26 protein-coding genes and 1 pseudogene are annotated in these 26894 nt (G+C 68.1%); 16 read left to right on the top strand and 11 right to left on the bottom strand.

The features are described 5' to 3' along the window. Positions 1-13: 13 nt before the first annotated feature. From ACIBAF_RS31070 to ACIBAF_RS31030, 9 genes are all read left to right on the top strand, one after another. Positions 14-1654: an FAD-dependent oxidoreductase gene (locus tag ACIBAF_RS31070; protein ID WP_399467481.1), complete on the top strand. Its 1641-nt coding sequence runs from the start codon at positions 14-16 to the stop codon at positions 1652-1654. After that, on the top strand, positions 1651-3135 hold the full coding sequence (locus ACIBAF_RS31065; RefSeq protein WP_399467479.1) for an ATP-binding protein: 1485 nt from the start codon (positions 1651-1653) through the stop codon (positions 3133-3135). The genes ACIBAF_RS31070 and ACIBAF_RS31065 overlap by 4 nt, the downstream gene beginning before the upstream one ends. Then, positions 3132-3482: a UBP-type zinc finger domain-containing protein gene (locus tag ACIBAF_RS31060; RefSeq protein WP_399467478.1), complete on the top strand. Its 351-nt coding sequence runs from the start codon at positions 3132-3134 to the stop codon at positions 3480-3482. The genes ACIBAF_RS31065 and ACIBAF_RS31060 overlap by 4 nt, the downstream gene beginning before the upstream one ends. Positions 3483-3589: 107 nt before the next feature. Continuing rightward, positions 3590-4171: an alpha/beta fold hydrolase gene (locus ACIBAF_RS31055; RefSeq protein WP_399467477.1), complete on the top strand. Its 582-nt coding sequence runs from the start codon at positions 3590-3592 to the stop codon at positions 4169-4171. A 29-nt stretch (positions 4172-4200) separates the two neighbouring features. Continuing rightward, complete coding sequence (locus tag ACIBAF_RS31050) at positions 4201-4458, top strand: hypothetical protein (RefSeq protein WP_399467476.1); 258 nt, start codon at positions 4201-4203, stop codon at positions 4456-4458. Positions 4459-4585: 127 nt separating this feature from the next. Beyond that, positions 4586-4750 carry a hypothetical protein gene (locus ACIBAF_RS31045; protein WP_399467475.1) on the top strand — a complete coding sequence of 55 codons (165 nt, stop codon included), beginning with the start codon at positions 4586-4588 and terminating at the stop codon, positions 4748-4750. Positions 4751-5230: 480 nt separating this feature from the next. After that, the gene (locus ACIBAF_RS31040; protein ID WP_399467524.1) at positions 5231-6250 is read left to right on the top strand and encodes an NAD(P)/FAD-dependent oxidoreductase; all 1020 of its coding nucleotides are present in this window, start codon (positions 5231-5233) and stop codon (positions 6248-6250) included. Between the two features lie 110 nt (positions 6251-6360). After that, entirely contained in the window at positions 6361-7860 is a 1500-nt protein-coding gene (locus ACIBAF_RS31035) for an MFS transporter (protein ID WP_399467474.1), read from the top strand. Between the two features lie 36 nt (positions 7861-7896). Continuing rightward, complete coding sequence (locus tag ACIBAF_RS31030) at positions 7897-8199, top strand: hypothetical protein (RefSeq protein ID WP_399467473.1); 303 nt, start codon at positions 7897-7899, stop codon at positions 8197-8199. 415 nt (positions 8200-8614) lie between these two features. On the opposite strand, the gene ACIBAF_RS31025 is transcribed toward ACIBAF_RS31030, so the two are convergent. The 11 genes from ACIBAF_RS31025 to ACIBAF_RS30975 form a co-directional block, all read right to left on the bottom strand. After that, positions 8615-9754 carry an XdhC family protein gene (locus ACIBAF_RS31025; RefSeq protein WP_399467471.1) on the bottom strand — a complete coding sequence of 380 codons (1140 nt, stop codon included), beginning with the start codon at positions 9752-9754 and terminating at the stop codon, positions 8615-8617. Between the two features lie 342 nt (positions 9755-10096). Then, positions 10097-10225 (bottom strand): hypothetical protein, encoded by a 129-nt coding sequence (locus tag ACIBAF_RS31020; RefSeq protein ID WP_399467470.1) that lies wholly within the window; start codon positions 10223-10225, stop codon positions 10097-10099. Continuing rightward, the gene (locus ACIBAF_RS31015) at positions 10222-12564 is read right to left on the bottom strand and encodes a xanthine dehydrogenase family protein molybdopterin-binding subunit (RefSeq protein ID WP_399467469.1); all 2343 of its coding nucleotides are present in this window, start codon (positions 12562-12564) and stop codon (positions 10222-10224) included. The genes ACIBAF_RS31020 and ACIBAF_RS31015 overlap by 4 nt, the downstream gene beginning before the upstream one ends. Then, on the bottom strand, positions 12561-13034 hold the full coding sequence (locus ACIBAF_RS31010) for a (2Fe-2S)-binding protein (protein WP_399467467.1): 474 nt from the start codon (positions 13032-13034) through the stop codon (positions 12561-12563). Before ACIBAF_RS31010 ends, ACIBAF_RS31015 begins: the two co-directional genes overlap by 4 nt. Further along, entirely contained in the window at positions 13031-13903 is an 873-nt protein-coding gene (locus ACIBAF_RS31005; RefSeq protein WP_399467466.1) for an FAD binding domain-containing protein, read from the bottom strand. The genes ACIBAF_RS31010 and ACIBAF_RS31005 overlap by 4 nt, the downstream gene beginning before the upstream one ends. Positions 13904-13909: 6 nt before the next feature. Continuing rightward, positions 13910-14398: a type II 3-dehydroquinate dehydratase gene (locus ACIBAF_RS31000; RefSeq protein ID WP_399467464.1), complete on the bottom strand. Its 489-nt coding sequence runs from the start codon at positions 14396-14398 to the stop codon at positions 13910-13912. 14 nt (positions 14399-14412) lie between these two features. After that, a complete protein-coding gene (locus tag ACIBAF_RS30995; protein ID WP_399467462.1) occupies positions 14413-14916 on the bottom strand; it encodes a type II 3-dehydroquinate dehydratase in 504 nt (167 codons plus the stop codon). Between the two features lie 27 nt (positions 14917-14943). Continuing rightward, on the bottom strand, positions 14944-16095 hold the full coding sequence (locus ACIBAF_RS30990; protein WP_399467461.1) for a hypothetical protein: 1152 nt from the start codon (positions 16093-16095) through the stop codon (positions 14944-14946). After that, positions 16092-16664, bottom strand: coding sequence for an amino acid synthesis family protein (locus tag ACIBAF_RS30985; protein ID WP_399467460.1), 573 nt, complete (start codon positions 16662-16664; stop codon positions 16092-16094). The genes ACIBAF_RS30990 and ACIBAF_RS30985 overlap by 4 nt, the downstream gene beginning before the upstream one ends. Then, positions 16661-16909 (bottom strand): 4-oxalocrotonate tautomerase family protein, encoded by a 249-nt coding sequence (locus tag ACIBAF_RS30980; protein ID WP_399467458.1) that lies wholly within the window; start codon positions 16907-16909, stop codon positions 16661-16663. The genes ACIBAF_RS30985 and ACIBAF_RS30980 overlap by 4 nt, the downstream gene beginning before the upstream one ends. A gap of 264 nt (positions 16910-17173) precedes the next feature. Beyond that, positions 17174-17965, bottom strand: coding sequence for an SDR family NAD(P)-dependent oxidoreductase (locus tag ACIBAF_RS30975; RefSeq protein WP_399467457.1), 792 nt, complete (start codon positions 17963-17965; stop codon positions 17174-17176). 497 nt (positions 17966-18462) lie between these two features. On the opposite strand from ACIBAF_RS30975, the gene ACIBAF_RS30970 reads away from it, so the two are divergent. From ACIBAF_RS30970 to ACIBAF_RS30940, 7 genes and pseudogenes are all read left to right on the top strand, one after another. Next, positions 18463-19386 carry a LysR family transcriptional regulator gene (locus ACIBAF_RS30970; protein ID WP_399467455.1) on the top strand — a complete coding sequence of 308 codons (924 nt, stop codon included), beginning with the start codon at positions 18463-18465 and terminating at the stop codon, positions 19384-19386. A gap of 364 nt (positions 19387-19750) precedes the next feature. Beyond that, positions 19751-20368, top strand: a complete 618-nt coding sequence (locus ACIBAF_RS30965) for a hypothetical protein (protein ID WP_399467454.1) — start codon at positions 19751-19753, stop codon at positions 20366-20368. A gap of 117 nt (positions 20369-20485) precedes the next feature. Beyond that, entirely contained in the window at positions 20486-22138 is a 1653-nt protein-coding gene (locus ACIBAF_RS30960; protein WP_399467452.1) for an APC family permease, read from the top strand. A gap of 475 nt (positions 22139-22613) precedes the next feature. Then, positions 22614-24587 carry an FAD-dependent oxidoreductase gene (locus ACIBAF_RS30955; protein WP_399467450.1) on the top strand — a complete coding sequence of 658 codons (1974 nt, stop codon included), beginning with the start codon at positions 22614-22616 and terminating at the stop codon, positions 24585-24587. 23 nt (positions 24588-24610) lie between these two features. Next, positions 24611-25426 (top strand): electron transfer flavoprotein subunit beta/FixA family protein, encoded by an 816-nt coding sequence (locus tag ACIBAF_RS30950; RefSeq protein ID WP_399467449.1) that lies wholly within the window; start codon positions 24611-24613, stop codon positions 25424-25426. 48 nt (positions 25427-25474) lie between these two features. Beyond that, the gene (locus ACIBAF_RS30945) at positions 25475-26461 is read left to right on the top strand and encodes an electron transfer flavoprotein subunit alpha/FixB family protein (protein WP_399467448.1); all 987 of its coding nucleotides are present in this window, start codon (positions 25475-25477) and stop codon (positions 26459-26461) included. 193 nt (positions 26462-26654) lie between these two features. Then, positions 26655-26876 (top strand): annotated as a pseudogene (locus ACIBAF_RS30940) (aldehyde dehydrogenase family protein); the annotation flags it as partial. Between the last annotated feature and the right edge of the window lie 18 nt (positions 26877-26894).

Raw genomic sequence — 26894 nt, 5'->3', positions numbered from 1 at the left:
GCGGACCGTCATCATGACCGTGGACGACGATCCCGGGGTGTCCCGGGCCGTCGCCCGTGACCTGCGGCGGCGCTACGGCGTCTCGTACCGGATCGTGCGCGCGGAGTCCGGCGAGTCCGCGCTGGAGGCGCTGCGGGAGCTGAAGCTGCGCGGTGATCTGGTCGCGGTGATCCTGGCCGACTACCGCATGCCGCAGATGAACGGCATCGAGTTCCTCGAACAGGCCCTGGACGTCTATCCGGGCGCCCGGCGCGTGCTGCTGACCGCGTACGCGGACTCGAACGCGGCGATCGACGCGATCAACGTCGTCGACCTCGACCACTACCTCCTCAAGCCGTGGGACCCGCCGGAGGAGAAGCTCTACCCGGTGCTCGACGACCTGCTGGAGGCGTGGCGGTGCAGTGACTTCCGGCCGGTGCCGAGCACCAAGGTCGTCGGTCACCGGTGGTCGGCGCGCTCCTCGGACGTGCGGGAGTTCCTCGCGCGCAACCAGGTGCCGTACCGCTGGTACTCCACCGAGGAGCCCGAGGGGCAGCGGCTGCTCGCGGTCGCGGGCCAGGACGGGCAGCGGCTGCCGGTGGTGATCACGGCGGACGGTACGGCGCTCGTCGAGCCGGAGGTGACCGAACTGGCCGCGCACGTGGGGCTGGCGACGACACCCACGGCCGACTTCTACGACCTGGTCGTCATCGGCGGCGGCCCGGCCGGGCTGGGCGCGGCCGTGTACGGGGCCTCGGAGGGCCTGCGTACGGTGCTCGTGGAGCGGTCGGCGACCGGCGGGCAGGCCGGGCAGAGCTCCCGGATCGAGAACTATCTGGGCTTCCCGGACGGGGTGTCCGGCGGCCAGCTCACCGACCGGGCGCGACGCCAGGCCACGAAGTTCGGCGCCGAGATCCTCTCCGCGCGGGAGGTGACCGGTCTGGAGAGCAGCGGGGCGGCGCGGCTCGTACGGTTCGCGGACGGGTCGCAGATCGCGGCGCACAGCGTGATCCTGGCGACTGGTGTGTCCTACCGGCAGCTTCAGGCGCCGGGCGCCGACGAGCTGTCGGGCCGCGGGGTGTTCTACGGGTCCGCGCTCACCGAGGCCGCCGCCTGCCAGGGCCACGACGTGTACATCGTGGGCGGCGCCAACTCGGCCGGTCAGGCGGCGATGTACCTGTCCCGGGGCGCCAAGTCGGTGACCCTGCTGGTGCGCGGAGCGGACCTCACCGCGTCGATGTCGCACTATCTGATCCAGCAGATCGCCCAGTCGCCGAACATCTCGGTGCGGGCCCACACGGTCGTCGAGGCCGCGCACGGCGACGGCCACCTGGAACAGCTGACGTTGCGCGACACGACGAGCGGTCAGACCGAACTGGTCGACGCGCAGTGGCTGTTCGTGTTCATCGGCGCGGCCCCGCTGACCGACTGGCTGGAGGGCACCGTGTTGCGGGACGAGCGCGGGTTCATCCTCGCCGGGCCCGATCTGACCGCCGACGGGCGGCCACCGGCGGACTGGGAGCTGGACCGGCCGCCGTACCACCTGGAGACCAACCTCCCCGGCGTGTTCGTCGCCGGGGACGCGCGCGCGGAGTCCGCGAAGCGGGTCGCGTCCGCCGTCGGAGAGGGAGCCATGGCCGTGATGCTCGTACACCGGTATCTGGAGCAGTCGTGAGCGGGCGGGTGATGCCGTGCAGAGCGGCCGAGATCAGTTCGCTGTTCCTGTTCGAGAAGCTGAGCTCCGAGCAGCTCGGCAGGCTGTGCAGCGAGGGACGGATCGAACTGTTCGACCCCGGGCCGGTGTTCGCCGAAGGTGACCCGGCGACCTGCTTCTACGTGATGATCGAGGGCACGGTCGTCATGTCGCGCCGGGTGGGCAGCGACGACATCGAGGTGAGCCGCACGTCCCAGCCAGGGGTGTACGCGGGGGCCGTGATGGCGTACGTCGGGGACGGGAAACCGCAGCGGTACATGAACTCGCTGCGGGTGTCGGAGCCGACGCGGTTCTTCGTGCTGTCCGCCGAATCGTTCGCGAACTTCATGCACGAGTGGTTTCCGATGGCGATCCATCTCCTGGAGGGGCTCGTCCTCGGTTCGCAGACCTTTCAGCGGGCCGTCGGGCAGCGCGAACGGCTGCTGGCGCTGGGCTCGTTGTCCGCGGGTCTCACCCATGAGCTCAACAACCCGGCCGCGGCGGCCGTACGGGCCACCTCGTCGCTCAGGGACCGGGTCGCGCACATGCGCAACAAGCTCGGCGTCATCGCCTCGGGCCCCTACCACGGCGACGTCCTGAAGGCCCTGGTCGACCTCCAGGAGCGTACGGCCGAGCGGGTCTCCAAAGCGCCGCCACTGAGCCCGCTCGAAGCGTCCGACCGGGAGGACGAACTCGCCGACTGGCTGGACGACCACGGTGTCCCAAACGGCTGGCAGATCGCGCCGACCTTCGTGCAGGGCGGTCTCGACGTCGAGTGGCTGGAGCAGATCGCGGCGGCCGTCGACGAGCAGGAGATCCTGCAGAGTGCCATCGAGTGGCTCACCTACGCGGTCGAGACCGAGCTGTTGATGTCCGAGATCGAGGACTCCACCACCCGTATCTCGCACCTCGTCGACGCCGCCAAGCAGTACTCGCAGCTGGACCGCGCGCCCTACCAGGTCGCCGATGTGCACGAACTCCTCGACAGCACGCTGCTGATGCTGTCGGGCAAGATCGGTCCACAGGTCAAGGTCGTGAAGGAGTACGACCGTTCGGTGCCGAGGATTCCGGCCTACCCGGCCGAGCTGAACCAGGTGTGGACCAACCTGATCGACAACGCGGTCTCCGCCATCAAGTGCGAGGACGGCGAAGGGACGTTGACCGTACGCACCGCTCTGGTGCACGACCGGCTGCTGGTGGAGTTCCGCGACACGGGTCCGGGAGTGCCGGCCGAGATCCGCGGCCGGATCTTCGACCCGTTCTTCACCACCAAGCCGGTGGGCGAGGGCACGGGGCTGGGGCTCGACATCTCCTGGCGGATCGTCGTCAACAAGCACCACGGTGACCTGAAAGTCGAGTCCGTACCCGGCGACACCCGCTTCCAGGTGCTGCTCCCCCTCACCGCCACCGACCCCGACGCCGAGCCCGATACCGTCGCCGACCCGGCCCAGGAGCCCTCATGACCAAGGACACCGGCATCGACCCCAGCGTCCCGCCCAGCGGGGCCGGCTGCGTCGAGTGCGACGCCGACGGCGGCTGGTGGTTCCATCTGCGGCGCTGCGCCCAGTGCGGTCACATCGGCTGCTGCGACGACTCACCCGCCAAGCACGCCACCGGCCACTTCCGGGACACCGGCCATCCGGTGATCCGCAGTTACGAGCCGGGTGAGGCCTGGTTCTGGAACTTCGAGACGTCCGAGCTGTACGACTCCGGTCCGGCCCTGGCTCCCCCGGCCGCCCACCCTGCCGACCAGCCCACGCCGGGACCGGCGGGGCGCGTGCCGGCGAACTGGGCGGACACGCTGCGCTGAGCCTGGCCGACCAGGGCTGTCAGTGGTGGATGTCAGGATTCATCTGTGCCGCAGAACCTGTTCGGCACTCCACTCATCGGCCGCGACGACGAGCTGCCCCGTCTCGCATGATCGAGTTCTTCGCCGCCCGCATCCGGCAGGGGCAGCGGGACGGTGACGTCGGCCAGGACGTCGACTCCAGAGCGCAGGCTCTGCTCGCCGGCCCCGCCCTCGTGCTGATGCACACCGTGCGCGGTCAGCTCGACTACTTCCAGCGGGTGATCCCGCTGCTGTGGGACCACTACACGGTCTACGCGCTGGATCTGCCCGGGATGGGATGGTCCGACATCGTCCCCGGCGCACAGTACGAGGAGCCGCAACTGCGGGCCGCGGTCGTCGAATTCGTCCGCGGACTGGACCTTCACGACGTCACCCTGTCGGGCGAATCGCTCGGGGGCGCCCTGTCCCTGTCGGCATCGATCGACCTGAAGGGCCGGGTCAGCCGGGTCGTGGCGTTCAACAGCTACGACTACCCCCAGGGCGGGGAGCGGGGAAACTGGATCTCCCGCCATCATCTCCAGCGTGCGGATGCCCGTGCTGGGCCCCGTCTTCGCCCCCCCTTGAGCCGCGGCCCGTCTTCCGGGCAATTCTGCAGGGCGGCTACGTCGACAAGACCCGGCTGCCCGAGGACTTCATCACCGAGCTACTGAGGAGCGGCCGCCGCAAGGGCTACGACAAGGTGTCCCGAGAGATCTTCCGCAGCATCAAGGGATTCGACCGGGCCCGCGAGCGCTACCCGCGCGTGTCGGTACCCGTCACCCTCGTCTACAGCGAAAACGACTGGTCCCGGCCCGCCGAACGAGACCGCGTGGCCAACGCGCTGGCCGACGTCCACCGCATCAGGATCTCCTCGTTCTCCTCGGTGACCCCGGGCGCGTCGCCGCCGTCAATCTCGGCCTGGGCGACCCAGCGCCACAACGACTTCTGCCTACCCTGACCTGCTTGGACACCGTCAGCACCGCCGCGGTATTTGGTCGGGTACTCGGCACGGTGCTACAGCACCAGCCGGACGGCTCGGGCCCTCAGCTCGGGATCCACCTTCTTCGGCATGACTCGATCAGAGCGTGGCACTGCGGTCTTCTGCTGTTCGCCTCGACGAGGACTTCGCCGGCGTCTACGGGCCCGAATCCATCGAGCGGTTCGGGCTGCTGCACGGCGGCACGCTCACGGAATGGGCGTCGTGGCGGTGGGTGATGTACGTGAACGCCGCCTTCGCGGCCCCGCCCTGATCGGTGCCTTGCTGCTGGCCAAGCCCGTGATCACCTAGAAGCCCCAAACTCGATATTCCGGGCATCGTCATGGTGAGCGAGGGCCGACCTGCCGTACTTGACAACTCAGTACAGAACCGCCTAGGTTTCTGACTGTTCAGTACACAACGGTTCTGAGCTCACCGGACAGGCTGCCTGCACGGCTGGTGCGATTGAGGGCAACCCATGCCTTTGGACTCCTCCGCGCCGCCCGGCGTTGCGACGCCTTCAAGGGCCGGCAAGGCACGGTCTGATCCTCGCGATCCTGGCGACGGCGACTTTCATCGCCGTACTGGATCCGTACATCACGAACGCCCCAAGCAAACCGGGGCCGGACTCTCCACAACAGCCCAAGACGGTCGCCGACCACTTCCTGGGCTTCCTGAACAGCTGACCCCCCTGCAACCACCCGGAACTCGAAGGGTTGACCGAACCATGACTGACAAGGAAGGGCACGAGGCCATGGCTGTGACGACTCCTCCGTACGCGAGCGACGCACTGGCCGAGGGGACCGTCGACGCGGTGGTGATCGGCGGGGGCGCTGCGGGGCTGAACGGTGCACTGATCCTCGCCCGCTCCCGCCGCTCGGTCGTCGTGATCGACAGCGGCTCCCCGCGCAACGCGCCCGCGGAGGCCGTGCACGGCCTCATCGCCCTGGACGGCACCCCGCCGCCCGAGATCCTTCGACGGGGCCGGGAGCAGGTGCGCCAGTACGGCGGACGCGTCGTGCTCGGCAAGGTGGTCTCGGCCGAGTCCGCCGCCCCGTCGGCGGACGGTGACCTGCGGTTCACCGTCACCCTGGCCGACGGCCGCAGCATCACCGCCCGCCGCATCCTGGTGGCCACCGGTCTCACGGATGTGCTGCCACAGGTGCCCGGGCTCGCCGAGCACTGGGGGCACAGTGTGGTGCACTGCCCGTACTGCCACGGCTGGGAGGTGCGCGATGAGCCCATCGGCATCCTCGCCACCGGCCCGGCCTCCATCGGCCACGCGTATCTGTTCCGTCAGCTGACCGAGGACCTGACCTACTTCACCCACGGCACCGACCTGGACGAGGACAGCCGCGCCCGCTTCGCCGCCCGCGGCATCCGCGTCATCGACACCCCGGTCACCGAGGTCGTCAACGACGAGGACGGTGCCCTCGCCGGAGTGCGCCTGGCCGACGGGCAGGTCGTGGCCCGCCGCGTCCTCGCGGTCGGCCCGCAGATGCAGGCCCGCACCCAGGGCCTGGAAGGTCTGGGCCTGCCGGTGCAGGACCTGCCGAACATGGGCCGCGGTTTTGCCTCCGGCACGGCCGGCGCCACCGAGGTGCCGGGTGTGTGGGTGGCCGGCAACGTCACCGATCCGGTCGCCCAGGTCGGGGCCTCCGCAGCGGCCGGCGCACTGGCCGGCGCCGACATCAACAAGATGCTGGCCATCGCGGACACAGACGCGGCCCTCCAAAGGATCGCCGAGGCAAGCCCCAAAGCGGCCACACGATGATCTCGAAGCCCTGAGCTCTCAGCCCGTCACCCTCGCCTCACCTTCATCGGTGAGGAAACCAATCAGTTTCCAGACGGCTTTCAGTCATGCCCACCAAGCAAGGGAAGAAAATGAGCACCAGCATCGACCGCGGGGCGCCCGCCCCCGGAAAGAGAGACTCGAGCCTTCGCGGCTCACATGCCGTGCGCTGGTGGGTGCTGGTCGTCATAGGCATGGCACAGCTCATGGTCATGCTCGATGCGACCGTCGTGAACATCGCGCTGCCCGAGGCGCAGCAGGACCTCGGCTTCAGCGACGGCAGCCGGCAGTGGGTCATCACGGGGTACGCCCTGGCGTTCGGCAGCCTGCTGCTGCTCGGCGGCCGACTCGGTGACCTGTTGGGCCGACGCACCCTCTTCGTGATCGGCTTGGCAGGTTTCGGGGCCGCGTCCGTCGTCGGCGGCTCGGCGGGCAGCTTCGAGATCTTCGTCGCGGCACGTGTGGCCCAGGGCCTCTTCGCCGCGGTGCTCGCGCCCGCGGCACTCTCACTGCTCAGCGTGACCTTCACCGAACCGTCTGAAAGGGCGAAGGCCTTCGGCATCTTCAGTGCGTTGGGCGGTGCGGGCGGCGCGATCGGGCTGCTGCTCGGCGGCATGCTCACCGAATGGGCGTCGTGGCGCTGGGTGATGTACGTGAACGTCGTCTTCGCGGTCCCCGCCCTGATCGGTGCGGTGCTGCTGCTGGCCAAGCCCGTGATCACCAAGAGGCCCAAACTCGACATCCCGGGCATCGTCGTGGTGAGCGCCGCGCTGTTCGCCGTCGTCTACGGGTTCGCGCACGTCGAGTCCACCAGCTGGACCGACCCGGTCGCCCTCGGCTCCATGATCACCGGCGCGGTGCTGCTCGTGGTGTTCGTATGGCTGGAGACCAGGGTCGCGCATCCGCTGCTGCCGCTGCGAGTCGTGCTGGACCGGACCCGCGGTGGTTCGTTCATGGCGGTATTCGTCCTGGGCATGGGGATGTTCTCGATCTTCCTGTTCCTGACCTATTACTTCGCGGCCAGCCTCGGCTACTCGCCGATCAAGACCGGTCTGGCGTTCCTGCCGATGGTCGCGGCCGTCGTCGCTTCGTCGACCACGATGTCGTCGCTGGTGCTGCCCAGGGTCGGCCCGAAGATCGTCGTCAGCGCCGGCTTCCTGGTCGCCGCAGCCGGTATGGCCCTGCTGACCCGGCTCGAGCTGGACAGCACCTACGTCGCCCACATCATGCCCGGTCTGATCCTGCTGGGTCTCGGCATCGGCGCGGTGATGTCCACCGCGTTCCAGGGGGCGACCTCGGGCATTCACCACGAGGACGCGGGTGTCGCCTCGGCGCTGATCAACACCGGTCAGCAAATCGGCGGCTCCATCAGTACGGCACTGCTGACCACCGTTGCCTCGTCTGCCGCGACCGACTACCTGACTTCGCACAAGCCCAGCGCGCTGACCGCGGCGCAGGCCGGGGTCGAGGGCTACACGGCCACCCTGGCGTGGGGCTCCGGGTTCTTCGTGGTCGGTGCGGTGATCGCCGCGTTCCTGATTCCGAATCGGGCCCTGGAGCCGTCCGAGGGCGAGCCCGTGATGGCCCACTGAGCCTGGATCCACCCAAGAGATGCCCTGCTACCTGCGATGACTGTTGTTCTCAGGACACGAATCAGCGCAGGAAAGCAGGGCATCTCCAGGGTGGTGGACACGCCGTCACTGCGCGCCCGGCACTTCGAGAAGCAGCTGGGCCGGCAGGAGATGTTGGTCCCGGAGCTCGCACGGCGACTGGGGGCCGACCCCGACCGGCCGGAGGAACCCAGGCCGACCGCCCTGGTCGCGGCCGCCCTCGCCTGCGCGGATGCAGCTACGACGGGCTGGGTGGCCTGCGAGGGAACTGTCCCCATGGCCGTGCTGCTTGACCGCGCAATGAGCGCCTTCGCCGAGTAGCCCCCCGCGTGCCCTGCTCCGCCGTTCGCGCCGTGCCGGGCGCCCCACGCCGCCCGGCGCACTGCCGGCGTCAGTCGGAGGGCCGAGGTCTGTTCGGCTCGCTGTCGGTGCGGCGGCTTTTGCTCAGGCTGGCGGCGTACTCCGTTCGTGAGCTGCCGGCGGCGTCGGCCCATTGGGTGGCGGCTTTTATGCCGACGCCGAGGACTTGGCTGACGGCGGGGGCGTCTGTGGACACGCTGCTCGCCGGGCCGCGGGCCCTGTTCGGCCCGGGCGACATCGCGATCCTGCTGTGCCTGTCTGCAGCCCATGCAGCAGATCCTGGCATTCCGGGCGTTAGAGGTGGTCCAGCGCCGGTAACGGCTACGCATCCTCGTCTCCTGGGCCGTCGACCAGCATGAGCCGCCCTCCTCACCCGTCAGCTGACGGGTGAGGGCTGTCTCCTCGGCATGGTGTGGTGGATCGGGCCCGCGCCCTGGGACAGGGGGAGGCCCGAGCCCCCGCTGATGTGGGCGATGATCTCCGCGGTGATGGACACCGCCGTCTCCTCGGGTGTGCGCGCACCGAGGTCCAGGCCGATCGGGGAGCGCAGCCGGGCCAACTGTTCTTCGCTCACGCCTTCTTCCCGCAGCAGGCGAAGGCGTTCGTCGTGGGTACGTCTGGATCCCATGGCGCCGATGTAGCCGACGGGCAGATTCAGCGCCAGAAGTAGCAGGGGAACATCGAACTTTGCGTCGTGAGTGAGGACGCACACGGCGGTGCGAGCGTCCACCTGGGTGCGTTCCAGGTAACGGTGGGGCCAGTCGGCCACGACCTCGTCCGCGTATGGAAAGCGTGCCGCGGTGGCGAAGACGGGCCGGGCGTCGCACACCGTGACCCGGTAGCCCACGAAGGCCCCGGCCCGGCTGAGAGCGGCGGCGAAGTCCACGGCGCCGAAGACCAGCATGCGCGGGCGGGACGCGTGGACGTGCAAGAGGACGGACATCGGCGCCGGGCAGTCCTGTCCGGTCCCGCCGAGCGCGATGCGGGCGGTGCGCCCCGCCCGTAGCAGGGCAAGCGCCTCATCCACCACCACATCGTCCACCGGGCCGTTGTCCAGCGTCCCGGAGATGACCTGGCCGTCCCCGAGAACGCCGAGTGTCGCCCCGAGGAGGCCGACTGGCCCGTCCACGACCTGGGCCAAGGCGACGGGCAGGCCCTGCACAACCTCGTCGAGGGCCGCGGCGATGTGCGGCTGCGCCGTAGGATCGACAGCCTGGACGAGGACATCGAGTTCGCCGCCGCACGTCAGGCCCACCGCGAAGGCGTCGTCGTCGGAATACCCGAACCAGGCACGGTGAGGGGCGCCCCCCTCGCGAAGCACTGCCCGGCACATGTCGTAGACCACGCCCTCGACGCAGCCGCCGGAGATGCTGCCGACCGCGTTGCCGTCCGTGTCCACCGCTACGGCTGTGCCGATGGGCAAGGGTGCGCTGCCGCGGACGTCGACGACGGTGGCCAGGGCGAAGGGGCGTGCGTCGCGGCACCAGCGGAGCAGTGTCTGCGCGATGTTCAGCATGGGGCCTGTCTCCGTGGAGGTGAGGGGCGGGCTGCTGCCGCGCCGGGGGAGTGGCGCGTGGCGGCGGCCGGGGGAGGGCCGGCAGCCGCAAGGGGAGACGGGCTGCCGGAGGGGCGGGTGTGCACTGCTGCCGGTGAGCTGATCGACTCAAGTGCAACAGAGCAATGCCTCTGCTGTGATGGGCAGTTCGCGCAGCCGACGGCCGGTGGTGCAGGTCGGCGAGGTCGGCGTTGACGATCCGGCCGTCGCGGTGACGGCGGGCCGGCTGACCGTGAAAGAGCACCCGGTTTCCTGGACGACCCGCAGGCCCCGGCCGGGCGGGTTGTTCGATTCCCAGGTGTCTCACCAGGGGGGCGTGACGGGCGGCGATGGCGGCTTCGGCGGCGACGAGGGCTCGTCCTTGCTCCATGCCTTGGTGACGCCGTCGAAGGCGTCGTTGAGGAAGCGCACCAGGCTCTGGAACCACTTCACCCCCCAACCTCCGGCCCCGGGCGCGCTGTCGACGGGGGTGGCCCTGGCGCCGGATGAGAGTCCCGCTCGGCCATCGTGAGAACGACTCGGTCTGCGTCCAGGGGCAGGTGGTACGGCTGTACTCCCAGGAGGTCACGGAGAGCCGAGCCGATGGCCGCCGCCGGGAGGATCACCGGCGGCTCGCCCAGGCCCTTGGCTCCGAACGGTCCGGTGCGCGAGTGGTTGGTCTCGATGAAGACGGTCTCGATGTTCGGCGGTACGTCGGCGATGGTCGGAAGCCGATAGTCGTGGAAGTTGCCGTTGACGATGACTCCCAGGTCGTTTGTCCTGAGGTTCTCTGTCAGGGCGTAGCCGATGCCCTGCACAACACCTCCCTCGACCTGTCCGCGTGCGCCGACGGGGTTGACGACCCTGCCGACGTCATGGACGGCGATGAAGTTGAGGACGTCGACGCGTCCGGTCTCTTCGTCCAGAGCGATCTCCACGCCGTGGCAGTGGAAGGTGGGCTCCCCCAGTCTGAGGAAGCGGGCGCCCTGCAGGTCGGAGCCTTCGACGGGGGCAAGCTCTGCTCGGTATCGACCGGTCGCGACCACCGGGCCGGAATGCAGGTGGGCGGACGCGGACACTTCGGCGATGGTCATGCCGGTCTCCGGTGCGCCCCTGACCTCGACGCGCCCTTCGCGGAGCACCAGGTCGGCCGGGTCGACCCCGAGCAGTCGTGACGCCTCGTTCCTGATCTGCTCCGCGACGGCGCGAGCGGCCAGGACCGTGGCGTTGCCGGTGGCGAACATGGTGCGGCTGCCACGGGAACCTGAGTCGTAGGGGGCTTCCCGGGTGCCGCCGGACTTCAGGATGACGCGGTCGGGCCGCAGTCCGAGCTCTTCGGCGACCATGCTCGGCAAGGCGGTGGAGATGGCGCCGGTCCCGATCTCGGTTCCGCCCGAGGAGAGCGTCGCGGTGCCGTCTTCGTGCAGTTCGACGGTCGCGGCCGACGGCGTGCCGAGGGTGGACCACCATGCGCAGGCGAGCCCGTAGCCGCGTCGTCTGTGGTCGCCCGGGGCGACGTCGGCCTGCCGCCATCGCCGGAGGCGGTTCTCGACGACCCGCATGCACTCGTCGGTCGTCCCGCGGAGGGTGATGAGCTCGCCGGTGGGGCCGCGGTCGCCCTCGCCGATGAAGTTGGTCCGTCGGACCTCTGCGGGGTCCAGCCCGAGCTGTTCGGCGATGTCCTCGATCTGGGCCTCGGCGGCGTAGACCATCTGCGGGCCCGACGGGCCGCGGAACGAGCCGGTGGGGCAGGTGTTGGTGTAGACCGCACGCCCTCGGATGTCCAGGGCGTCGATGCGGTAGGGGCCGGTCGCGTAGAACGCGGCCATCGAGGTCAGGACGGGGGTGTCCATCGCGTACGCGCCGGCGTCGAGCACGACGTCGCACCTACGGGCCAGGATGCGGCCCGACTCGTCGACCGCGCTGGACATGCGCACGATCGAGTTCTCGCGTGGGTTGCCGGTCGCCATGTCTTCCGCACGGGAGCAGACGATCTGGACGGGACGACCGGTGGCCAGGGTCATCGCGGCTGCCTGGGGTGCGAACAGCAGGTGCAGCTTGCCGCCGAAACCGCCGCCGACGGCGGGCACCCGCACCTCGATCGTGCCGGTGGGGAGGTCGAACAGCTCAGCGAGCTGGGCACGTACGCCGAACGGCTGCTGGGTGCTCATGATCAGCGAGAACCCACCGGGTGCGGGCGCGGCGGTCACGGCCCGTGGTTCCAGGTAGGCCTGGTGTGCCCGGTGCGACTCGATCTCGGTGTGCACCACGGCGTGTGCCGTGTCGAAGACGGCGTTGACGTCACCTCGCGAGATGCGGACGTCCTCGATGACGTTCGTGTCCCTGTCGTGCACCAGCACCTCGGCGCTCGTCAGTGCCTCTCGGAGGTCGACGACGGGTGTGGTCGCCTCGATGTCGACCTCGACCATGCCTGCCGCTCGGCGGGCGACGGCCAGGGAGGCGGCCGCGACCATCGCGACGGGTTCGCCGACGAACCTGACCCGGTCACGGGCGAAGATCGGCTGGTCCTTGACGTAGTTCCCGTAGCGTCGGTCGGTCACGTCCTCGGCCGTCAGCACCTTGACGACGCCGTCGAGCGCCACTGCCCTGTCGACGTTGATGCCGCGGAGCCGGCCGGCCGCGACGGGCGACTGCACGAGGACGCCGTAGAGCATCCCCGGGAGGCGGATGTCCTCGGTGTAGGCGGTGTGGCCGGTGAGGCGCTCGACCGCGTCGCGGCGGATGAGCTGGGTGCCGACGTACTCGTGCTGGCCGGACTCTTCTGCGCTCATCGCGGTGCCCCGCTCGCTCGCCGGACGGCGTCCAGGATCGGCAAGTAGCCGGTGCAGCGGCACAGATTGCCGGCGAGCGCTTCCTTGATGTCGTCGTCGGTGGCCGTTCCTGGTTCGGTTCTGGCGAGCAGCGCGCAGACCGACATGATGATTCCGGGGCTGCAGAAGCCGCACTGGACGGCGTCGGCCTTCACGAACTCCTCGGCGACGACCGCGCCGATCCCGCTCGCGGTGACGCCTTCGACCGTCTCCACCGAGTGCCCCTCGCACTCCAGCACGTACACGAGGCAGCTGTTGACCGCTTCGCCGTCGACAGTGACGGTGCACGCACCGCAGTCGCCGGTGCCGCATCCGAGCTTCGCGCCAGTGAGGCCGCACTCGTACCGGAGGGCGTCCAGGAGCAGCATGTCGGGCGAGGCGGCGACGTCGTAGTCTGAGCCGTTGACCCGCAGGGTCATGCGTGTAGTCATCGTTGGTGTCCTCCTCGCGCACGCTCGAGCGCGATGCCGATCGCGCGCTTGGCGAGCACTGGTAGCACGGTGCGCCGGTGGGCACGTGAGCCTCGGCCGTCGTCGATGGGGGTGGCGGTGTTGAGCACCAGCTGGGCGGCGGCCTCGATGGACGGCGCGTCCAGCTCGGTCCCGACGAGCGCGTCGGCTGCGTCGGGGGCCAGCACAGGGGTGGCCGCGGCGGCGCCGAGCGCCACGCGGGCGGCGACGCAGCGTCCGTTCTCGATTTCCAGATGGGCCGCGACGCCGACGACGGCCAGGTCCATCGCGAGACGATAGGTGAAGCGCAGATACGCGGAGGCGCCGCGGGAGGCGGGAACGATGATCCGTGTGAGCAGCTCGGCGGGTTTGCGGACCGTCCGGCCCGGCCCGGTGAAGAAGTCGTGTCCTGGCACCAGCCGTGTCCCGGTGGTGGAGGCGAGCTCCAGCTGAGCGTCTGCGGCCAGAACCCCGGGGAGGGTGTCGCCTGCCGGTGAGGCCCGGCAGACGTTGCCTCCGATCGTTCCGCGTGCGCGGGTCTGCCAGCCGCCGACGAGCGCCGCTCCGTCGGTGATCGCGTTGGGCGGTATCACGGTCGTCCCGGCTAGCTCCCGCAAGGAGGTGGCGGCGCCGATGGTGAGCGTGCCGTCCGCGTCGAGACTGATTCCCCGCAGGTCGGGGACGGCCTTGATGTCAACGATGTCGTGTGCGCGGTCGACCGTCCCGTCGGCACGCATCACGACGAGGTCGGTGCCGCCGGCGAGTATGGACGCCGGGCGGCGGTCCAGCAGGGTCAGGAGTTCGGAAAGGTTGTCGGGGCGCCTGTAGCTGCCGACGTCGGGCTCGGACATCTGTGGTCAGTTCCCGGCGGGCGTGCGGACCGAAGCGGCCAGCGCGACAACCGCTCCTACGTAGCCGTGGTGGCGCAGACCCATGACGGTTGCGTCGCAGGACTGGGTGAACGTGGAGAGGTGCCCGGTCGCGAAGATGTTGGCGAAGTGCACCTCGACGAACGGTCTGCCGGTCTCCTCCAGGGCGATGCGAGTGGGGTCGCCGAATGCCCAGAGACCGCCGGGGTTGATGATGTAGCCGTCCATGTCCGGGTTGGTCTCGAGAAAGTCGACGAGGTCGCCTTCGTGGTTGGAGTGGAAGGCGGTCACGTCGGCGCCGACGGCGTCGCCGACTTCGGTGACCAGGTCCTCGAGTGCCTGGAGGGAGGCGATGCTCCCGTAGATGTTCCGGTCGCGCCGACCGAGATTGGTCATGTTCAAGCCGTTGAGCAGCGCGAAACGGAGGCGCCTGCCGTCCGCGGTGGCTGCGGTGCCTGCGGTGTCTGCGTTGGTCATGTGAAGCCTCCGGGTCAGCCGTAGAGAGAGCGTGGGTTGCCGTGCGAGCGGTTGATCTCGCTCGTTCCCCCCGGGTTGAGGAAGTCGAGGTCGTCGAGCGCGAGGGAGAGGGCCACCAGGGCTCCCAGGACCGCGTACCGGTCGGGCCCGGCGAAGATGCCGGTGACACTGGGAGCGAAGATCGACTCGCCGCGGAGCTCCTCCTGGTTCAGGTGCAGCTCGATGGCGGGCTTCTTGGCGTCCTTGAGGACGTGCCGCAGGGACTCGCCGACGCGCGCCAGGCCGCCGGGGTTCACGAGGAACCCGTTGACCTGGCCGGTGTTCGCGTGGACGTACTCCAGCAGCTTGCCCTCGTGGTTGGACTGGAAGTGCCGAACCGCGATCCCGAGGCTGTCGCCCCACGTCCGCAGCTCACGCTCGAACTCGTCTGCAGGCTGGAACTGCCTGGTGGTGTTGGGGCCGCTCAGGACGGCGATCTCCCACCGCTGGTCGGTCGTACGAAGTGTCTTCAGGTCCACGGCGTGTCCTTTACGCATCGGAAAGAGTCAGGACCGTTGGGTCGCGAGCCGGGCTGGGGCCGGGGTGTTGCGGGAACGCAGCGCTCGGACCTCGCCGTCGATGACGACGCCGCCGATGCCGGGGATGTCCCCACGTTCGATGGCGGAGAGCGCGTCGCCGGCGACGCCTCCGCTGGGAGGCTGCATGAGCACGAAGTCGGCGGGGCGGCCGATCTCGATGATGCCCTCGTGTCGGCGAAGCACCCGGCCGCCGTTCCCGGTGGCGAGCGCGAGGGCGTCCGTCGCGCTGAGGCCACCGAGGGAGGAGAACTCGGCGACCGTCTTGATCATGCCGAGCGGCATCACACCGGTGCCGGTGGGAGAGTCGGTGGCGATCAGGATGCGGTCGAGTTCGTCGCGCTCCTTGGCGATCTCGAGCATCAGCAGGCTGGAGCGCAGGTTGCCGGCTTGAACCAGCTGGAGCGCTCCGGGAGCTTCGAAGACGGCCTTGAGGTGCTCGTCGGGAAGGGAGGTCGTGCCACCGTTCGCGTGGCCGACGATGTCGCAGCCGAGCGCGATGACGTCGTCGAGTGAGACGGCCGCGGACCCGGGCACGGACGCGCCGCCTGTGTGGTTCATGACGATGAACCCGGCGGCCTGGGCTGCGCGTACGAGCGGGGCTGCCTGCGACTGGGACTCGAAGGCACCGAATCCCACCTTCGCCAAGCCGACGCGCTCGGCGGCGAGCTCCGCGAAGTCCTCTTCCCTCAGGGAGGGGCTGATGATGACCGAACCGCCCAGGACCTTGACACCGCCCGGACGGATGTTCTCCCAGGATCGCTGCGCCGCGATCGCGAGGCCCTTGAGGCCGGCGCGGTCGCTGGGACGCCCAGGGACGTGAATTTCGGAGGCCGACATCATCAGGGTCGTGCCGCCGTGCATGTAGCTCTCGATCCAGCCGACGGTCTGCTGCCGGGGAGTCCAGTCGCCGAAGGTGACGTGCACGTGCGTGTCGATGAGGCCCGGGGCGAGGATCGCGCCGTTGGCGTCGAGGGTGACGTGGGCGTCGCCGGCTTCACCCTCGACGCCGAGCGCCGCGATCTTGCCGTCGACGCAGCGGACCGATTCGATCGCCATGAGCGGGTCACCGAGTCGGCCGCTGACGGCGCCGGCGAGATTGATGATGTTGAGGGTGCTCAAGACTTCTCCTGGTTCTTGACGTCCTCGACTGTCATGCCGCCGACTCGGTCGTTGAGCCGCCCGCGGGAGGAGACAGCGACAATGACGGCCACCTCGTCCGCGAGCGGTGCGTCGGGGACGAACAGGGTGAAGGCGTCGTAATGCGAGCGGACCCAGATCTCGTCCTTGTAGGCAAGGGGCACGTCGACCTGTACCCCGGGGCCGCAGCGCTTGCTGACCGAGGAGATCCACGCCTCGCCGCCCACCGCGTCGCGGACGCCCCTGCCGAACTCGCCGATCTTGTGTGCGACGCCGTGCTCGATCTCACCGTTGACGCCCACGAGGGACGCCTTGCCGTAGCCCTCGACCTCGAGTCCGAGTGTCTCGGCAGCGGTGGCGGCCAAGAGGCGCCCGAGCTCGTGGTTGTCATCGGTGATGCGCGCGAGGTCGTGGGAGTAGGGCCGGCCGGCGTAGGGATTGCTCAGTACGGCGATCGCGGCCGCTTTGACGAGAGGCCGGTCGGCGACCTGGCCGCCCTCGGACCGGGTCTCTTCCCGGACCGTCAGGATCTTGCGGATCTGCATGGTCATCGCTCTTCCTTCAACAGTCCTGCCGACTTGAACCACTGGGCGGGGTCGATGTCTCGAAAGATCACGTGCACCGTGTCCGGGCGCGCGTCGCCGATCTCCACGAAGGCCTCGCAGATCGCGCGCGCGAGCTCCTCCTTCTGCTCGTGCGAGCGCCCCTCGTACCACGTCACATCCACCAGCGGCACAGCGCTCTCCCGTCCGAACGAGCACCCGACGCGGCGCGCTTGTCCACCGAACGGATCCACGGTGACCCGCCGAGCTCACGTCCCGCTTCTGTCCGACTTCCTCCCCGGACCGTGAGCATCTTCCGTATCCGCAGACTCATGACTCTCCCTTCAAGAACTCGCGTGATTTCAGCCGGCCGGACAGCGCACAGTCCGGAAAAAGCACCTGCACAGAATCCGGATCGGCGTCCCAGCGGTGACAAGCGGCTCAGAGGCCAAGAGCTCTGTCTGCGCTTCTTGTTTCTCCGTCCGCCCGGAGAGGAGTGTCGTCTCCGCGAGAGCGACTCAGCTCTCGTCCCACGGGACACCGCCGGCATAGGTGTTGTAAGAAATCCCGGCGAGACTGCCGCTGTCGACCGGCAACAGCACTCCGGTAATGGCCCGTGCACGCTGTGAGGCAAGGAACGCGATCGCCTCCGCGACGTCCTCCGGCTCCGGAAGATAGTCCAGGGCATGCACCATCATGATCTTGCTCATGTCTCGCTCGCCGGCATTGATTGCCGCGCGCAGCGGGGGAGTCATGACATGCGTCGGTCCCACGCTGTTGACCCGGATGTGAAATCGCCCGAGCTCGGCGGCCAGGAGTTGGGTGAGGCGCTCGATGGCAACCTTGCCCGGGTTGTACGCCGGCAGTGGCATGGGCAGCCGGCTGTGGATCGAACCGAGCGTAATGATCGATCCCCTCCGCAGCGCCACCATGAACCGCGCGAACGACTGGCAGGCATGGACCGTGCCGAAATAGTTGACTCGCCACATTCTCTCGTGCGCCGACATGTCCATCTCGAGAATGGCCTCGCTGTTGGGAGTCAGCCCAGCAGACGTCACCAGAACCTCTGCCGCGCCCATCTCGGCGGCCACCGCCGCCGCTGTTTCCTCAACCGCGGAACGATCGGACACATCGCAGCCGTAGAAACGCGCCTTGTGTCCTGACGCGACCAGATCCTTGACAACTCGTTCGCCGGCGGCGCGGTCGACATCCACCACCGCGATGTCATAACCGTCGGCGGCCAGGCGTCGCGCCGCGGCCTCGCCGAGTCCGCTTGAGCCGCCCGTGACAGCGGCCACCCGGGAATTCATGGAGCCTCTCCTTTCGCATGGCTTCTATTCGACGAGTACTGATTGCGGGCGGACAGCCGGCGCTCAGCGGGAGATCGTGGGGTTCCAGGCCGCGACCACAGCGGTGTCCTGACCGAGTGGGATACGGCCGAGCCCGAGCACCCTCGTCTCCGGCAGCTCGAATCGCCCGCGGTACGAGATCATCGCGAGACCCGCCCATGGCCCCGAACACTGCGGGACGCCGATCGAGTCACGGTCTCGGGGGCTGGTTCCCGAACCGGTGGCAGCCGAGCCGGCGCCCGGGTAACAGCGTGGTGCTCGCGCCGCTGTCATGAGATCCCATCGACGCTCCTGACCTCACTGTCGGCCGTGCACTCCGTGCAATGCCGAGGCAGTCGGCGAGCCGGTGCGACGCGTGAGCGCCGCGGTGCAACACAGGATGCCGCGACAGTTGGTTCATGAATAGCGCGGAAACTTGGCTAATATCTTTCAGATTTTCTTCATGGTAGCCTCGGGGTGTGAGGTTCGATCTCCACCGCATGCGGTTGCTTCGAGAGCTGGCGCAACGCGGCACCGTCACCTCGGTGGCCGCCGCGCTGGCCTACAGCCCGTCAGCCGTCTCCCAACAGCTCGCCGTGCTCGAGGAGGAGATCGGAACGAGGCTTTTCGAGCCGGACGGCCGGCGCATCAGACTCACTGATCAAGCGCACATCCTCGTCGCTTACACAGCCGCCGTGCTGGAGCAGCTGGAACGTGCTGAAACAGACATCCTCGCGTCGCTGGACAACGTCGTGGGCACGATCAGACTCGCCACGGTCCAGACCGCCGCGCTCGCACTCGTGCCCGCGACGCTGACCTCGCTGGCGGAGGGCCACCCCGGACTGAAGGTTCAGTTCACCCAAGCCGAACCTGAAGTCGCGCTCCCCGCTCTGCTGGCCCGCGAGTTCGATCTGGTCTGCGGCGAAAACTACCTCGACTATCCGACCAGCCGCTCGAGCGAGATGGACTTCGACGTGGTTGCCGAAGATCCCATCCGGGTGGCGTTCTTGCAGCCGCCCGAGGGACGCGAACCGAGCGAGGTAGTTCTTACTGACCTTGCCGGCTGCCCCTGGGTTCTGGAGCCAGAAGGCAGTCCAGGGCGCGACTGGGCCATGGCCACCTGCCGCCAAGCCGGCTTCGAACCAAGAGTGGTGCACGAAACCTCTGACGTACTGGTGCAAGCGCAACTCGTCGCCAGCGGCCACGCGGCGGCGTTCCTGCCGGACCTCACCTGGTTCGACCGTGAACCGAGATTCCACCTGCGCCAGATGGCGGCCTCCCACGTGCGGCAGATTGTCACGACCTGCCGGGTCGGCTCACACCGCAACCCCGCACTCGTCGCGGTGCGTGGCGCGCTCCGAGAGGCCTACCGGCACAGCAGGCCGAGCATCACCGATCGTTAGGGCCTGCAGGGCAAGGTCATCAACTCGCGGTCGGGATGAGGTGTCCAGCCGCGCTGAGAAGTCGGCGGGTATCGCGCGCGCGGCAACGGACGGAGAGCCATGTGATCCCGCACGGCACCACGCTGACCACTACGTCTACGCGCCCGCCCGGCGTCGGCGTGATCACGAAACGGTGGCGGCAAGGCGGGGACCGACTCCGCGGATGTGCTGTCTGCGGCACGCGAGGTGAACTGGCTGGAGCCGGCGGGTGAGAGTGTGCGACGGCGCTGAAAGCGATGGCCCGCGCTGAGCCGGACTGGCTCGGCGCGCATGCGCTGCCAACTGATGCGCCAACCGCGCGTCCCGGATCGAGGACTCGCGGGAGGTGGACTTCCTGCGGCAGATGTCGGTCCAGTCCTTCCACCAGGCGTTCTGGGAGGGCTTGAAGGTCCATCTCACCGAGAAGTGCGAGCCGGAGCAGGTGCGCCTGGTCGCCGATGCCCGTCATCCGGGTCCGCTCGTCGCCGGCCGGCCGTCGCCCTCACCCCTCAGCTGCGGGAAGGCGTCACTCCCCGAAGGCCCAGTGCCGGGAGATCACCCTCAGGCCCGTCGCAGCGACCATCCCCCAGGACGTGCACGCCTGCGGCTGCGCAGGACCCGCTACCGCGGCCTCGCCAAGACCAGCCTCCAACACCAGCTCACCGGCGTGCGCCGCGATCAACCTCATCCGCATCAACGCCTGGCTCACCGACACACCCCGCGCCCGTACCAGCCCACCGGCAGTACTCCGCCCCACCGCACAGACATGAACACCGGGAACGACGCCCACATGGTCACGTCGAACGCTGGTCAACAGGCGCTGGGTATTGAGCCCCGGCAGAACGATAAGTATTTCTTCACGGTTCCATCCATCTTTCCCTGCTTTACCTGGATAGCGGGACGTGAGTCACTTGGCTTCACGCTGATCGAGAGCCCGGGGCCTCGATGTCTGCACAGCACGTGAAGTGCTGAATCGAGCCGTCCGGTGCACACGGTGCGCGACCGCTGCTCATCAAAGTCGCGTACTGGGGTCGCGAGCCACCCCAGCCCTACCTCATCACGAGCGATTAGGAGAGAAAGCGTGAGTGTGAGTACCGAAGTAGCCGAGTACGGCCTCAAGCGCCAACTGTCCCGGCTGAACATCCTGCAGATCGCGATCAACTCGATCATCGGAACGGGGTGGATGTTCAGTGCGATGATCGCTGCCTCCATTGCCGGCCCCTCGGCGCTGCTCGCTTGGTTTGTCGCGATCGCGATTCTCGTACTGATCGCGTTCAACCACGCTGAGGTGGGCGCGATGTTCTCCGTGGCCGGAGGCTCGGCCCGGTTCGTCCACTACTCCCATGGGACCCTAGCCGGATTCGGCATCGGCTGGATGGCCTGGATCTATGGTGCGGCGACCGCCCCCATCGAGGTTGAGGGAGTCCTCAACTACGCCGAGGGCTATACGAACTTGAACCTGTTCCACGTCGACGGAACCCTGACCCCGCTCGGCTATGTCGTCGCCACCGCGCTGTTGGCGATCTTCGTCGTGATCAACCTGTTCGCGGTCAAGGCCCTGGGCCGGGTTCACAACGCGATCACTTGGTGGAAGGTCGGCACCATCGCGCTGGTCATCGTGGCCATCCTCTTCGCCCGCTTCCAGCCGTCGAACTTCTACAGTCAGGGCTTCGCGCCTTACGGCTTCCATGGCGTGCTGGCCGCTGTCGCCATCGGCGGCATCGTCTTCGCTTACACCGGCTTCGAGCAGGCCGTTCAGCTCGGCGCCGAGACCAAGAACCCCGGCCGAAACATCCCGTTCGCGCTCCTCGGTTCCCTTGTGGTCTGCTCGATCCTCTACATCGGACTTCAGATCGCGTACATCGGCGCGCTCTCGCCCGGGAAACTGGCGCAAGGCTGGGAAAGAACCAGCGTCGACGTCACCACGGGTCCGTTCGCGGCATTGGCCACGTCTCTTGGCCTGGGCCTGATCGCCGCGATCATCTACGTCGACTCCGTCATTTCCCCGTCCGGCAACGGAATCGCCTACATCACCTCGACCGCGCGCGTCACCTACGGCATGGGGCAGAACCGATACATTCCCGACCTGGTGACTCGCGTCGACAAGCGTGGTGTCCCTGTCATCGGCGTGATCGTCAGTTTCGTCGTCGGCCTGTTGTGCCTGCTGCCGTTTCCGAGCTGGCAGTCCCTCCTCGGATTCCTCACTTCCGCCACGGCCATGCTGTGGGCAGGTGTCCCCGTCGCGCTCGGGTCGTTCCGGCGCTCGTTCCCCGACGCGGCCCGTCCATTCCGGCTCAGACCGGCAGGTCTCTGGGCGCCGCTGGGCTTCGCTGCCGCCAACCTGCTCATCTACTGGACCGGTTGGGCAACAAACTGGAAGGTCTTCGTCGCCATCGGAATCGGCTACGCGGTGTTCTTCATCAACCGCGCCTTCCAACAAGCCGAGGACCGCCCCACCCTCGACTTCCGCTCTTCTTGGTGGGTGTGGGTCTGGATCCTGGGGACAGCGACCATCAGCTACATGGGCACCTTCGGCCAGGCCTCCCACCCCAGCGGCCTCGGCTACCTGCCGTTCCCCTACTGGGATACCGCAGTCATGGTCGCTTTCAGTCTCTCCGTCTACTACCTGGCGATCGCGACGCGGCTGCCAACCGAGAAGGCGCAGCAGTACGCCCCGAGCCCCGACGAACTCAACCTCAAGTCCGGTGAGTCGAGAGCGATCACCCTTGGTTAGCCGTCCGGCAACAATCGAGAGGGTCGTTCATACCCCGCGCGACTGCAGACGGATTTCGGAATGAGTCTGGACAGAGTGCGTCATGGCTCTCCACGCGACACGGACCCGGCCAGTCGCGAGACATGAACGTCGACCGGAGTGTCCACGCACCGGCGAGCGCAGGGGTGACTCGGCTCAACGACCGGCCGACGCCACGACCCGGGCACACGAATTCCGGCCACAGGACACCCAAGGGCTGTCCCGTCATCCCTGGCGGGCGCGCGACGACAGCTACGGCTCCCCCACGCTCGGCTTCGCTCGCGCGGGAGGGACCCCCACGGCCGCGTCGTCGGAACGTCCGCATACATCCGGTGTGCGGACGTCCCTCCGCCTTGCGATGCACCGCATCTGACGCCGCACGCCGATCCACCAGGGACGACGGGACAGCCCTTAGGCACACCCACCTCACTCGAGCACAAGACCCCAGGACTCTGACATGACGGACTTCCCCCACCTCTTCAACCCTATTCAGGTAGGTCCATACACCCTGAAAAACCGAATCATGAACACCGGGCACGCCGCACACTTCCAACTGGGGGACGGCACCCCGACTGATGCGTACGCCTACTACGTTCGCGAACGAGCCAAGGGCGGCGCCGGTGTCATCGTCACCGGGCATACGGTTCCCGTCTATGACGGCGACGCGTCACTCTCGCTGGCCACCTACAGTGACGCGACCATGGGCGCGTTCACCAAGATGGTGCAGGGGTGCCACGAGTTCGACGTCCCCCTCGTCGCGCAGCTCGGTCACCGTGGACGTCGCCTCATGGATCACGCGGGATTCCTTCGCCGCGACATCGTCGCCCCATCGCCCGTCCCGACCCCCGACTATTCGGTGCCCCTGTTCATGCCCCACGAGCTGTCGACCGGCGAAGTGGAAGGGATCGTCGAGTCGTTCGGCGCCGCCGCGGATCGCATGCGGCGCTGCGAATTCGACGGGATCGAGCTCGCAATCGGCATGGACTACCTGTTCGCGAACTTCCTGCATCCGCACGGCAACCGCCGCGACGACAAGTACGGGGGCAATGACCTGCGGGAACGGATGAGGTTCCTGAAGGAAGTGCTCGCGGTGACGCGCGAAGGCATTGGCAAGGACCGGCTCCTCGGCGTCCGGCTCTACGACGACGGTGTGGACTACAGCATGAGTCTCGCCGAGCACGTCGAGCTGGCGAAGATCCTCGAAGCAGAGCAGCTCGTCGATTACATCAACATTTGGCAGGCCATCACCTCCGTCCCTCGAATCGGTCGAGCACACTGGCCCAGCCACTACTTCGAGACCGGGGCCTTCGTCCACCTGTCCGAGGCCATGAAGGACGCCGGCATCGCACTGCCGATCATCGGAGCGGGTCGTCAGGACTCACCAGCCTTCGCAGAGCAGAGCATCGCCGACGGAAAGCTCGACATCGTAGGAATGGCGAAGACCCTCATCGCCGACCCACATTTCCCGAACAAGGCGCGTGAGGGTCGCATCGACGACATCCGCACCTGCATCGCCTGCACCCAGTCCTGCGTCGGCCATGTCGACAAGGGTCTCGGCGTCGGGTGCATCTACAACCCTGTCACCGGCCGGGAGCAGGCGTGGGGAGAGCTGGAGCCGGTTGACGAACCGAAGCGGGTCGTCATCGTCGGCGCCGGACCGGCCGGCATGGAGGCGGCCCGCACTGCTGCGATGCGGGGACACGATGTGGTCCTGTTCGAACGCAGCCATCGCATGGGCGGCCAGGTCAATCTCGTCATGACGACACCGAAACGGGGCAACTTCGAGGAGGTCATCCTCTGGTTTGAACGGCAGCTGCCCAAGGTCGGGGTAGATGTCCGACTCGGCGTGGAGGCTGACGCGAAGACCGTCCTGGCCGAGTCTCCCGACGTCATCCTCGTCGCCACCGGGTCCACGCCCTTCGTTCCGGAGGTGATCGGCGCGGACTCCCCGCACGTGCACACTGCTCGAGAGGTCCTCGCCGACCACACGGTGGCCGGCACGAACGTGCTCGTGTTCGACGTCGGTGGCCGGGCAGAAGGGGCCACCACAGCCGACTACCTCGCCGCCAAGCGACACAACGTCAGGTTCGTGACCGGGATGGAGACCGTGGCCCCCGAAATGCCATCGCCGGCGCGCCACCATCTCCTCGAAGCGCTCACGAACAGCCCACGAGTGGAGCTGCAGACCCACACCTCGATCCACGAGATCGAAGAAGGCTCGATCACCACGTTCAATGTCGTCACCTGGGAGCCCGACAGCATCGAAGGCATCGACACCGTTGTCGTAGCCGCAGGCGGCATTGCTGACGACTCGCTCTACCGACAGCTGGTGAAGCAGCACCCGGACGTCCAAGCGATCGGTGACTGCTACCAGCCACGAGACATCGAGATTGCCATCGTCCACGGGCACCAGGTCGGTCGAGAGATCTGACACAACATCAGGAAGCAGGACCCATGAAAATCGCTGTCTGTGTGAAGTACGTGCCCGACGCCACAGGGAACCGGCACTTCCAGCACGACAAGACCGTCGACCGCGTGGGCGTGGACGGACTCCTGTCCGAGCTCGACGAGTACGCCGTGGAGCAGGCGCTCCAGATCAAGGAGAAGGCCGGGAGACCCGACGACGTCGAGGTGACCGTGTTGTGCGTGGGCCCCGAGCAGGCGGTCGATGCGGTGCGCAAGGCGCTGCAGATGGGTGCCGACAACGGTGTGCACGTCCAGGACGACGCGATCGCAGGTTCCGATGCGATCGCCACGTCGCTGGTCCTGGCAAAGGCGGTGCAATGGGGCGGCGGTGCTGATGGGGGAGGCATGCCGTACGACCTGGTGATGTGTGGCATGGCGTCCACCGACGGTTCGATGAGCGTGGTGCCGGCGATGCTGGCCGAGCGCCTGTCGCTGCCTCAGCTCACCTTGGCCTCGAAGGTCGAGAGGCAGGGTGGCGAGGTGCGGATCCAGCGCGACGGCGACGTCGCGACCGAAGTGGTGGTTGGGGCAATGCCGTTGGTGGTGTCGGTGACCGACCAGTCCGGTGAGGCGCGGTACCCGTCGTTCAAGGGGATCATGGCGGCGAAGAAGAAGCCGCTGGAGATCCTGGCGCTGTCCGACATCGGGGTCGACGCCGGCGATGTGGGCCTGTCCGCGGCGTGGACCGTGGTCGAGGAGACGACCGCGCGTCCGCCGCGTGAGGCCGGCGAGATCGTCAAGGACGAGGAGGGCTCGGGCGCCATGGCGCTGGCTGACTTCCTCGCCGCCCAGAAGTTCATCTAGGCAAGTCCGTCCGAGTCATCCGACCCATAGATTGCGGAGAGCGATTCAATGTCCGAGATCCTGGTGATCGTCGACCACGTCGACGTTCCTGAGGGTGTGGCGATCAAGAAGCCAACGTACGAGATGCTCACGCTCGCGGCGCGCATGGGCGAACCGTCGGCGGTGTTCATCGGTCCGAAGGCCGAGGGGGCGGACGTCGCCGATGCCGTCAAGAGGTACGGCGCGCAGAGGGTGTATGTCGTCGACGACGAGGGTCTGAAGGGATACCTGGTCGCACCGAAGGTCGAGGCGCTGCAGCAGCTCGTGGAGAAGACCTCGCAGTCCGGTGGCGTGGGGGCGGTACTGATCGCCTCATCCGCCGAGGGCAAGGAGGTCGCCGGCCGGCTCGCGATCACCACCGGCTCCGGGCTGATCACCGACGCCATCGACATCGAGGCCGGAGACGACGGCCCGGTGACCACCCAGTCGGTGTTCGCCGGCAGCTACACGGTCAAGGCCAGGGTCACCCGGGGCATCCCGATCATCACCGTCAAGCCCAACTCCGCGGTGCCGGTGGAGGCCGACGGCGCCGGCCAGGTCGAGGAGGTGGCCGTCACCGTGTCCGAGGCCGCCCAGGGTGCCCGGATCGTGGCCTCCGAGCCTCGGGCCGCCACCGGCCGCCCCGAACTGACCGAGGCCGCGATCGTGGTCTCCGGCGGTCGCGGCACCGGCGGCATCTTCGATCCGGTCGAGGATCTCGCCGATGCCCTCGGCGCGGCCGTGGGCGCCTCGCGGGCTGCGGTCGACTCGGGCTGGAAGCCGCACAGCCACCAGATCGGCCAGACCGGCAAGACCGTCTCGCCCCATCTCTACATCGCCGCCGGGATCTCCGGCGCCATCCAGCACCGCGCCGGCATGCAGACCTCGAAGACCATCGTCGCGGTGAACACGGACGAGGAGGCTCCGATCTTCGAGCTCGTCGACTTCGGTGTCGTGGGCGACCTCCACACGGTCCTCCCCGCCGTGACCGAGGGCGTCAAGCAACGCAAGGGTTGAGCCATGCACAAGATGCGGACAGGGTTGCGCATGTTCCGTGCGGCGCTGCTCGACTGACGACTGTCCGACACGGTGTCGCGAGCGCCTCGTCGCTGCAAGAGTCTGAGAAGAGGACGTGACGTGGTCGTCCGGTAGGCCTGTTCGTCGGCGCCCTCAAGCAGGGTGAACACCACGCGGTCGAGCCGTCCGGGATGTGCCGCGATCCAGTCCGCGACGGTGCGCAGCGCGACCGGTGGGCGGCGCGCTGCCCACCGGCGACCCGCGCGATCCACGCACCGTGGTCGGCCCGGTGATCAACAAATGGGCGTTGTCCCTCCTGGAACGCCGTGTCGAGGAGGCCGTCTCGATGGGCGCCCGCCTGCTGACCGGGGGAGTGGCCGAGACGCCGTGCTACCCGCCCACCCTCCTGACCGACGTCCCTGTCACGTCGCCG

Origin of the sequence: Streptomyces sp. NPDC051677 (assembly GCF_044453465.1) — a bacterium.
GTDB lineage: Bacteria > Actinomycetota > Actinomycetes > Streptomycetales > Streptomycetaceae > Streptomyces.
Note: the sequence above shows the minus strand (reverse complement) of the source record. Positions and strands in the feature narration are given on the sequence as shown.

Coding starts and splice junctions, on each gene's coding strand:
- ACIBAF_RS31070 (WP_399467481.1), top strand. CDS start 14: ATGACCGTGGACGACGATCCCGGGGTGTCCCGGGCCGTCGCCCGTGAC.
- ACIBAF_RS31060 (WP_399467478.1), top strand. CDS start 3,132: ATGACCAAGGACACCGGCATCGACCCCAGCGTCCCGCCCAGCGGGGCC.
- ACIBAF_RS31055 (WP_399467477.1), top strand. CDS start 3,590: ATGATCGAGTTCTTCGCCGCCCGCATCCGGCAGGGGCAGCGGGACGGT.
- ACIBAF_RS31040 (WP_399467524.1), top strand. CDS start 5,231: ATGGCTGTGACGACTCCTCCGTACGCGAGCGACGCACTGGCCGAGGGG.
- ACIBAF_RS31035 (WP_399467474.1), top strand. CDS start 6,361: ATGAGCACCAGCATCGACCGCGGGGCGCCCGCCCCCGGAAAGAGAGAC.
- ACIBAF_RS31030 (WP_399467473.1), top strand. CDS start 7,897: ATGACTGTTGTTCTCAGGACACGAATCAGCGCAGGAAAGCAGGGCATC.
- ACIBAF_RS31025 (WP_399467471.1), bottom strand. CDS start 9,754: ATGCTGAACATCGCGCAGACACTGCTCCGCTGGTGCCGCGACGCACGC.
- ACIBAF_RS31015 (WP_399467469.1), bottom strand. CDS start 12,564: ATGAGCGCAGAAGAGTCCGGCCAGCACGAGTACGTCGGCACCCAGCTC.
- ACIBAF_RS31010 (WP_399467467.1), bottom strand. CDS start 13,034: ATGACTACACGCATGACCCTGCGGGTCAACGGCTCAGACTACGACGTC.
- ACIBAF_RS31005 (WP_399467466.1), bottom strand. CDS start 13,903: ATGTCCGAGCCCGACGTCGGCAGCTACAGGCGCCCCGACAACCTTTCC.
- ACIBAF_RS31000 (WP_399467464.1), bottom strand. CDS start 14,398: ATGACCAACGCAGACACCGCAGGCACCGCAGCCACCGCGGACGGCAGG.
- ACIBAF_RS30985 (WP_399467460.1), bottom strand. CDS start 16,664: ATGACCATGCAGATCCGCAAGATCCTGACGGTCCGGGAAGAGACCCGG.
- ACIBAF_RS30975 (WP_399467457.1), bottom strand. CDS start 17,965: ATGAATTCCCGGGTGGCCGCTGTCACGGGCGGCTCAAGCGGACTCGGC.
- ACIBAF_RS30955 (WP_399467450.1), top strand. CDS start 22,614: ATGACGGACTTCCCCCACCTCTTCAACCCTATTCAGGTAGGTCCATAC.
- ACIBAF_RS30950 (WP_399467449.1), top strand. CDS start 24,611: ATGAAAATCGCTGTCTGTGTGAAGTACGTGCCCGACGCCACAGGGAAC.
- ACIBAF_RS30945 (WP_399467448.1), top strand. CDS start 25,475: ATGTCCGAGATCCTGGTGATCGTCGACCACGTCGACGTTCCTGAGGGT.